The sequence below is a fragment of the Aliivibrio sifiae genome (assembly GCF_002954705.1).
Taxonomy (GTDB): Bacteria; Pseudomonadota; Gammaproteobacteria; order Enterobacterales; family Vibrionaceae; genus Aliivibrio; species Aliivibrio sifiae_A.
This window is the reverse complement of sequence record NZ_MSCO01000001.1, coordinates 937,978-946,122: the sequence shown is the minus strand read 5'-3', so window position 1 is coordinate 946,122 and position 8,145 is coordinate 937,978. Positions and strand designations below refer to the sequence as shown.

Sequence of the window (8,145 nt, the reverse complement as noted above, 5' to 3'; positions counted from 1 at the left end):
TGATCATAGCCCCTGCTCCTCAACCAATAATCATTAACAATACAATCAACAATAGTTAAAATTACATATCTTACATTTCCATACTAACTGTTATTTTATAATTTCTTCTTGCATATCGAGTTTTTGACGGTAGCATTATAAATTCATCAAGTTGCTGAAAGGTGAGCATAAAGGCTAAGAAAATGGCCGACTTCGTTATAATTTATAATGAAGGAAAATTTATGACTAAGTTAAAAACTCAGTTTGATATAACTAAAGAAATTCTTAGCCTTAACGCTAAGCAGTTTGGTCTTACCTCTACGACTAAGTCCGTATTAGTACACTTATCTTGTTACTTTGGGGATAAACATCGTACAGGTAAATTTAGTTGTTTTCCCAGTCAAGCACGACTTAGTAATGAGACTGGGTATTCAAGACAAACTGTTCTCAAGGCTTTAAAAGATTGTGAAATACTAGGATTTATCAGTAGTGCTTTTAGAATAAGCGCTTCCGGTGACCCGACTAGTAAATTATATCACTGGAAAGGAATTCCAAAACAACCAGATGAAGATAAGGAAAGTCAAATGACGATAGAAGTTGCTGAAACCATAGCTAGTAGCACTCATACTTTAAATGATTTTAGTTCTATCACATCCACAACAAGGATTATCGAATCTTCTGATATATCGAGCATGCTTGTAGAAGAAGAATCGCCGTTTTAGCGTATTTCCCCTCTTCGGAGGGGCTATACCATATTTTAAGATTTAAGCTAAATAGACAGAGGTAGTAATTCTAAAATACGAAGGTAGTAATCCTAAGATATGAAGGTAGTAATCCTAGTTTACACAAACAAACTAGAAACAAACTATCTATCCAACTATTTAATAAATAATTAAAGTTAAATTAACTAATGATACTTATTCCTCACTTCGTGAGTCTTCCTACAAAAGAAAGAGCACACTGAAAAAGAAGTAATGAAACAGTACTTCCCCCTTTTGAGTAAATGCAAGTGAACCATCATACCCACAGTGTCTCTACTGCATCTAAACCACCGTATATATATCAAAATTTAATGGTCTAAATGTACGACTATACATCTATCAAGCATAAAAAAGGCTGCATACTAGCAACCTTAAAAATCACCTTTAAATCATCACATAACTAACTACGATTATTCTTTTCCCTAATCGGCGTAGCTTCTAAAGTGAACTTAACAATAGGTCCAATTGGCGTCCAGAAGTACCGAGAAGAAACTGAAGGATTAATTAAGTCAGTTCCCCCTGAGATTTCTAGTAACCTGTTTCTAGCTCTAACTTCACGACTACTAAACCTAACAGGAATGACACCCAAAATAATAAATGAACTTGCAGATACCTTCATCCTAGGTAGCTCCTGATACTGGATAGACGTCAAATCTTGCTCATTAGTTAAAACTAAAGGGCGAGAACTACAGCCACTAAGAAACAAAACAACAAAGACAACTGCTATTAATATTTTATTCATTTTATATCCTAAAATTTATAGCCTATCGTTACTGCACCTTGGCTTAGTTCCATGTCTGTTACAGGGATATACTCACTTCTTAAATCTACATACAAACCAAAATCAAATGTAGCTCGAACCCCAGCACCTATGACTGGATTAGTTTCATCAAAAGTTGTATTAACGCTATTTGCTCCTGATTGAATAACACCATCTTCACTATACTTAGCTATCCCTACTACACCATATGGTTTCAAGCTCCATTTGTTAAAATTAAAAGCATAACCAATATCACTTGTCACTTTAAACATTGAGCCATCAAGATCTACGCTGTAAGAGTACCCACTAACAGTATCACTATTTTTTTCATACGAAACATTAATACCGACAATACGGTTAATGTCATAACCATATTCAAATTTGATACCTGAACCATAATCAACACTGCCATCAGACAGTATCGTCGCTGATGAACCTATCCCTACTCTATGACCAGAAAAGTCTTCATTAGACTTAGCATAAACCGCACAAGAAAAAATAGTTGGCACTAAACAAGCTGACAACACTTCAACTAACTTCAATTGATTTTCCAAAATTTACTCCAAAAAAGAAAACTAATAATAATTAAAAAGCAAAAAGTGATTAGCATTCGTACGACGAATAGCTAAAACACAGAAACTGTTCCGCATACGGAGCAATAAATTGCATTTTAACAACTAACATTTGTTCCACAAGCGGAGCAAATAAAGTTGACACAAAAATGACAAAGGCAAATATTGTAGGGAAACAAATTAGAGTAATAAGAAAAGAAAAAAAATTAACTCAAGAGCAGTTAACTGCCAGATGCAATCTTGAAGGGTTTGATATAAGTAGAGGAACATTGGCGAAAATTGAATCAGGAGTTAGACAGGTTATAGATATAGAGATAGTTCTTATCTCAAAAGCCTTAAGTGTTGATATTTCTATACTATTTGAATAAAAATAAAGTTTACGGCTTCCCTCTCGAAATAGCAGAAAGTCCAGCCCTCTATTTAGTTTGATTGAAAATCACACAAACATTATGACTAGATTAACTCAAATTCTATTTAAAAAATGCAATTGGACATAATATATCAAAGAGGTACTAGATCTAACCTATGCTAGGTTGTAGTATGAACTGTAGATAAAAATATAACTCGCTACCTTTAATCGCTCGCACTCTCATTTGCAATAAAAAGTATTCATAAAAAATTCAATTGCTGCGTTCGAGGAAGAATAAATACAAAAGAGAATATGGCTAAATTCTATGAGTAGAATGACAATATCCGTTCCTACTATCAAGTATGATGATAATGGTTTCAATCAAATTTTAAAAATCATGGATTTCATTACTTCTAATCCAAAAAATAGCTTCGATTTTAATTTTGGTAACTGCTCTAAAATCGATCACCACGGAATAGTTCTTTAAGGAGGACTTGCTCGTTACGTTAATGACCAAAACAGCACATTTGTTAGGTCTGTTATTGATAGATCAAATACGCAATCATTTGCTACCGCAGGAGTTATGTTTGACATTAATTCCATGAATGACCTAATTAGAGAAAAACTAATAGAAAACAATTTTTTAAGCCACTTCTCACAAGAGAACTTTAGTGGCTATGCAAAAGGTGACTATATCGGATACAGAGAGCATACGACTCTCTTAGATGAAGATAATATTGCGGAACACTTAAATGAACAATGGCTATCTGATGATAAAGTTAGTTTAAGTTCAGCATTAAAAAACGAAATTGTTAGTAGAATCTTTGAAATATTTATGAATGCTTACGGTCATGGTACTTCCATACAAGATCTAAGGGAGTTAGGTGTATATAGCTGTGGTCAATATGATAAAAAAGAAAAAACCCTTTGCCTAAGTGTATTAGATTTTGGTCCCGGCATTGTCAAAAATGTAAGACAATACAAAAGTGATATCAAAAGTGATATAGATGCTATGCAATGGGCTTTAATCAAAGGGAATTCAACAGGCACTGATAGTATAAAAGAAGGTATGCCAAGAGGTTTAGGCTTCGATTTATTAAGTCAATTTGTAAAACTAAATAAAGGGGAAATGAGAATTTACAGTAATAGTGTTTTTGCAAAAATTTTAGGAAATAACGATTTTATAATAAACAACTCTAAATACCACTTACCAGGAACACTTGTAAGTATCAAAATTAATTGTGACAACAGGTATTATCAATTTAAATCTGAAAATGTAACCCAAGTTAAATTTTTTTAGGAGTTTATAATGTTAAAAATAAAAGCTTTTGATTTGGTTGGTAAAAATGCCATATCGATGCAAAGTGGAACTAAACTTAATGATGCTATATCAACAGCATTATTAAAAGGTGAGGTCGTTGAAATTGATTTTTCTGGAGTGTCATTATACGCATCGCCGTTCTTCAATGCATCCGTAGGAATCTTACTAAAAGACATATCCATTGATGACCTATTAGAAAGAATGAAGATCATTAACTGTAATGACATCGGTATCAGCTTACTTAATACCGTAATTCAAAATGCAATCAGTTATTATAGCGGTCAAAACAATATTACTGATACTTTAAATAAGCATGAAGGATAAAGCCATGACGACAAGGATAGTTAACATTAGACATCATACTCCGCATCATACTGACAGATTCTTTATTGATACTAATGTTTGGTTTTGGCTTACCTATGCAGCTTCAAATGAAATACAAACTCAAAATGCACCAATCAGATACCAACTGGAAGCCTACCCTAATTTTATTGAAAAAATATTAGATGAAGGCGCTAATATTTATCATAGTCCATTAGCTCTTTCTGAGTTAGCTAACATTATTGAAAGGACTGAGTACGATATTTATTTATCCAATCATTCTGTACATCTCACACGAAAGCAATTTAGAAAAGAAACTGAACATCGAAAAAAAGTTATGCAAGAAGTATCCAATGCTTGGCAGCAAATCACACAAATGTCAGAAACTTTAGATATTACGCTTAATAAAGAGCTATCAACAAAAGCATTAACAACGTTAAGTGAACATCAGCTAGACGCTTACGATGCTTTCTATATTGAGTCCATGTCTCGCTATAATGTAACAAATATCGTCACTGATGATAGTGATTTTAATGGCCTAGACATATCTTTATACACTGCGAACAACCAATTAGTTTAGAGAAGATAAATCTACCGGGTATTCAGCACCCGGTGAGTTCTTATTTAATACCGTAAAAATGAGATAGAATTCAACAATTCTTTTAACAATCAACTATCGGCAATTTAAAATCAATAATATGGTCAATTTGAGGGTATAAGTAAACCCAGACATATAAACCTTCCCTGTGGTTAGTTTGCCAACACTATGCCCCATCAGTGTGCCAATAAGCTCTTCCTTCACCCCATGATTAAATAGCTTAGTAATCACATAATGTCTAAATGAATGAAAACTTACATTCTTTAGTTTCAAGTCTTCACGGCACAATTTGCTAAACCACTTACTAGGTGTATTTGTATAACCATTGCTTTCATTAAATGGTAAATCAGGAAAGAGTCTTTCACTTACCTCTTTATTTTTAAGTAAGGGAAGTAAAAGCTCTTTTAAGTGGTGGGTTATCGGTATTTCTCTATAACTTGTAGCGTTCTTCAGCTTCTTATCTTCTGAATCAGTATTAATAGATAAGTAAGGTTCATTAGTGAAATGAATATCCTCTACCCTCAATTGAGCAAGCTCATTCAATCTACATCCTGTTAGCAACGCTATTCTAGGTAGGTAATACTTCCATTGTTCATTCTGTGACTCTGTAACGCCATCACAGTAGTGCTTCGTCTTATTAAGAATCAATGTAACTTCTTTATCAGTAAAAGCTCTACGAGGTCTTACAGGCTGTTTATTAGCCTTCATCTTAAGCCACTCACTATCAACGTCTACAGAAGCCTTTTTAAAACAACTGGATAGTAGTTTTAATTTTTTCTTTAGTGTTGTATCACTACATGTTTGAGTCTCTTTCCATCCATCAATATTTGTTTGATTAATTGATGTGACCGAAAGAGTTTTGGTAGATAAGGAATCAAGAAATGAGTTCCAACAACTTAAGTATTCTTTACGACTCTTAATTGATAACTCAGATAGAAGGTTTTCCATATCAATGGATATAAGAGTTTTAGTTTCTCTTTTCTGTTTACCTGAAAATTCATAATAAACAGCTTTAACTTCATCTATAGAAGGGTTTGAAATTGCAGATATACGTAAAGCAAGCGCAGAGGCGGATTGTAAAGCTTTAAGGTAATTACGTGTACGAAGGCTAAGTTTAGGTTGATAATGCTTATTATCGGCTCTTACATTCCATCTAAATGTATAGATACCAGTATTGGACTTAATAAGGTAATTAGCTTCGCGAGAAGTATCTAGTTGCATGCTTGTGTACTCTTTTGTGTACTCTCAGTGGCACTGAACAAGCTATAGATACGAAAAAGCCCCGAATAATCAGGGCTTTAAAATGTGGTGGTGAGTGAGAGATTCGAACTCTCGGTACGTTGCCATACACACACTTTCCAGGCGTGCTCCTTCAGCCACTCGGACAACTCACCAAATCATTGCTCTTTTCGAGACAACGAGCGCTAATTTAATGATTTAGCAGGGTATGGTCAAGGCCTTTCTTCATAATCTTTACTGTTTGCTTTATTTTTACGCGCCTTGGTGAGGATGTAAGCACGTATTTCGAATAATAACGAACGTACAGCAGTCCTCCTTCTCAATAACAATTGATACTTAAATTTATTAATAATAAAAACAACCCAAGCTTAAGGTTATTGTCCTACTACTTTCACTGGGTTATGTGGTAGTTCTGATTTAACTGTATTTGCAGATACTGCCGACATGCCGATTAAACCAATTAAACTCAGTGTCAGCATTGCTAAAAAATGTTTTTTCATTAGTCCATTAATCTTCATAAGTTCATAATGCTAAAAGTAGCATTTTCTCATCCAAAAGTTGAAAGCTTCAACATTAAAAAGCCAGCAATGAATTACTAATGCCGATCAGTTAGTCACTTTATTGAGTAATTATGCACTATTTATTCAATGTCTAATAGATATGGCAAAGTACCCGTTAAGAGAGTGAAAGATAGATACAACAAGGGCTCCAGAATGATTGTAATAAATTCGTCTGAAGCCCTTGTTTTTATTGATGTTCGCTTAACTGACTGGCATTAGCAATGAATTACCGGCTTTAAAAAGTTCGACAGATAGCTAATTAATGTGCTCGTCGACTATATCCTGGAACTTTAAATGCTTTACGACACGCATCCAAAAAGTAACCATAAAAAATTCCCATCACACATGACACAGCAGCATTACTTGAAACAGCAGTAATAATTTGCTCTGTACTCGCCCCTACAGCAAATAAAATTGCAGCATAGACTGGTGATTGGAATAATACATAAGCGGTTAAATCTGCGATATTTTTCATGAATGACGCTGACGACAAGCGTGAACCTTGGCGCAGCATAAAGTCACGGAAAATTCCGTAAGGCCATGCAATGGCAATATTAACCGGAATAGATAACGTTCGAGAAGCCAACGACTGCTCAAATGTCATCCCTGAAACTAAAATTTCAATAAACATGCCCGTAATAAAACAAAAAATCACCATTGCAAATGTATCAGCCGCAGCATTGCGAATACTAAATGGCCCTTTTCTAGACATTTCTTTCCATCTCCAAACAATATAAGGTCAATAACACTAGTTAAAGCACCACTTACAGTCATACAAACTGGAATAGGTTAGCAGAGCAGTAATTATCGCTATTAAACCACAACTTGATCAGAATTAGATATCGAAGTTAAAACAATGTAGTAAATTTACAACTACTTTTTGATTTGAAATCAGTTTAATTTGCTATTTGTTACATTTTGTAAGTTATTTTCACAAGATAGCAACTTGTTAATACAAGAAGTTAAACGTAAATTTCTATTCAGACAATATTGAAAGTTCTTGATACAATAATGAAAACTTGAATGAAATGAGAACACTATGTCTTTATCACTTACGGCAATTCTTTCAAACCCTGAATTGGAAAATAAACTGCTTACAGAAGCCCAAACACAAGGCTTTGTTGCTGCAATGGCAGCGGCACCAAACCTTATCAGTCCTAATGAGTGGTTGGCTTTTTTATGGGGTGGTGAAGAAATATCCCCTTTCACTACAGCAGAAGAATTAGAAGCGTATGCAAATGCGATTGTTAATTTATGGAATGAATATCGTGAAGGTTTCCTTGCTGGCAAATGGCTGTGGCCAGAAACGTGTCAGCTTGATGACGAAGAAATTGTAACAACTCAAACTCGTCAATTTTCTGAAGGCCTATTACAAGGTTGGCAGTTAACTCGTGATGATTGGGAAACTCTGATGCCAGAAGAGAGTGAAAATAATGCTCTTCTCGGCGGTGTACTGTTATCAATCAGCATGCTTTTTGACCCAGAAACGGCACTGAACACATTAAAAGAGCAAGGCATTGAAGGCTTGGATGAATTTGTAGAGATCTACAATGCAGTTCCTATGATGCTTTGTGGTTTAACTATGCGTGGTTATGAGCTTGCTGAAGCGGAAGCAAACAGAGAAGCGTAATATGTAAACATAGATAGAGATACGAATAACAATAAAAATGGCGGCCTATTTGGTT

The 8,145-nt window shown here is 34.5% G+C and carries 11 protein-coding genes and 1 tRNA gene; 6 read left to right on the top strand and 6 right to left on the bottom strand.

What is annotated here, in order from left to right; all coding sequences use genetic code 11:
- Positions 1–221: 221 nt before the first annotated feature.
- Positions 222–701 carry a helix-turn-helix domain-containing protein gene (locus tag BTO22_RS04315; protein WP_146107514.1) on the top strand — a complete coding sequence of 160 codons (480 nt, stop codon included), beginning with the start codon at positions 222–224 and terminating at the stop codon, positions 699–701.
- A gap of 439 nt (positions 702–1,140) precedes the next feature.
- Here BTO22_RS04315 and BTO22_RS04310 read toward each other — a convergent pair whose 3' ends face one another.
- Together BTO22_RS04310 and BTO22_RS04305 are read right to left on the bottom strand one after the other, a co-directional pair.
- On the bottom strand, positions 1,141–1,482 hold the full coding sequence (locus BTO22_RS04310) for a hypothetical protein (protein ID WP_105054426.1): 342 nt from the start codon (positions 1,480–1,482) through the stop codon (positions 1,141–1,143).
- Between the two features lie 8 nt (positions 1,483–1,490).
- A complete protein-coding gene (locus BTO22_RS04305; RefSeq protein ID WP_181044559.1) occupies positions 1,491–2,054 on the bottom strand; it encodes a porin family protein in 564 nt (187 codons plus the stop codon).
- A gap of 167 nt (positions 2,055–2,221) precedes the next feature.
- On the opposite strand from BTO22_RS04305, the gene BTO22_RS04300 reads away from it, so the two are divergent.
- From BTO22_RS04300 to BTO22_RS04285, 4 genes are all read left to right on the top strand, one after another.
- Positions 2,222–2,440, top strand: coding sequence for a helix-turn-helix domain-containing protein (locus BTO22_RS04300; protein ID WP_105054424.1), 219 nt, complete (start codon positions 2,222–2,224; stop codon positions 2,438–2,440).
- A gap of 564 nt (positions 2,441–3,004) precedes the next feature.
- On the top strand, positions 3,005–3,721 hold the full coding sequence (locus BTO22_RS04295; RefSeq protein WP_219843867.1) for a hypothetical protein: 717 nt from the start codon (positions 3,005–3,007) through the stop codon (positions 3,719–3,721).
- Positions 3,722–3,730: 9 nt separating this feature from the next.
- On the top strand, positions 3,731–4,066 hold the full coding sequence (locus tag BTO22_RS04290; RefSeq protein WP_105054423.1) for an STAS-like domain-containing protein: 336 nt from the start codon (positions 3,731–3,733) through the stop codon (positions 4,064–4,066).
- A 4-nt stretch (positions 4,067–4,070) separates the two neighbouring features.
- Positions 4,071–4,643 carry a type II toxin-antitoxin system VapC family toxin gene (locus BTO22_RS04285; RefSeq protein ID WP_181044558.1) on the top strand — a complete coding sequence of 191 codons (573 nt, stop codon included), beginning with the start codon at positions 4,071–4,073 and terminating at the stop codon, positions 4,641–4,643.
- Between the two features lie 93 nt (positions 4,644–4,736).
- Here the strand turns inward: BTO22_RS04285 and BTO22_RS04280 are convergent, their stop codons facing one another.
- From BTO22_RS04280 to BTO22_RS04270, 4 genes are all read right to left on the bottom strand, one after another.
- Positions 4,737–5,882, bottom strand: a complete 1,146-nt coding sequence (locus BTO22_RS04280) for a tyrosine-type recombinase/integrase (RefSeq protein ID WP_105054421.1) — start codon at positions 5,880–5,882, stop codon at positions 4,737–4,739.
- A gap of 85 nt (positions 5,883–5,967) precedes the next feature.
- Positions 5,968–6,055 (bottom strand) — tRNA-Ser (locus BTO22_RS04275).
- 219 nt (positions 6,056–6,274) lie between these two features.
- The gene (locus BTO22_RS20115) at positions 6,275–6,400 is read right to left on the bottom strand and encodes a hypothetical protein (RefSeq protein ID WP_258132440.1); all 126 of its coding nucleotides are present in this window, start codon (positions 6,398–6,400) and stop codon (positions 6,275–6,277) included.
- 319 nt (positions 6,401–6,719) lie between these two features.
- Complete coding sequence (locus BTO22_RS04270) at positions 6,720–7,172, bottom strand: L-alanine exporter AlaE (protein ID WP_105054420.1); 453 nt, start codon at positions 7,170–7,172, stop codon at positions 6,720–6,722.
- 327 nt (positions 7,173–7,499) lie between these two features.
- On the opposite strand from BTO22_RS04270, the gene BTO22_RS04265 reads away from it, so the two are divergent.
- Positions 7,500–8,090 carry a UPF0149 family protein gene (locus BTO22_RS04265; RefSeq protein WP_105054419.1) on the top strand — a complete coding sequence of 197 codons (591 nt, stop codon included), beginning with the start codon at positions 7,500–7,502 and terminating at the stop codon, positions 8,088–8,090.
- The last annotated feature ends 55 nt before the right edge of the window (positions 8,091–8,145 follow it).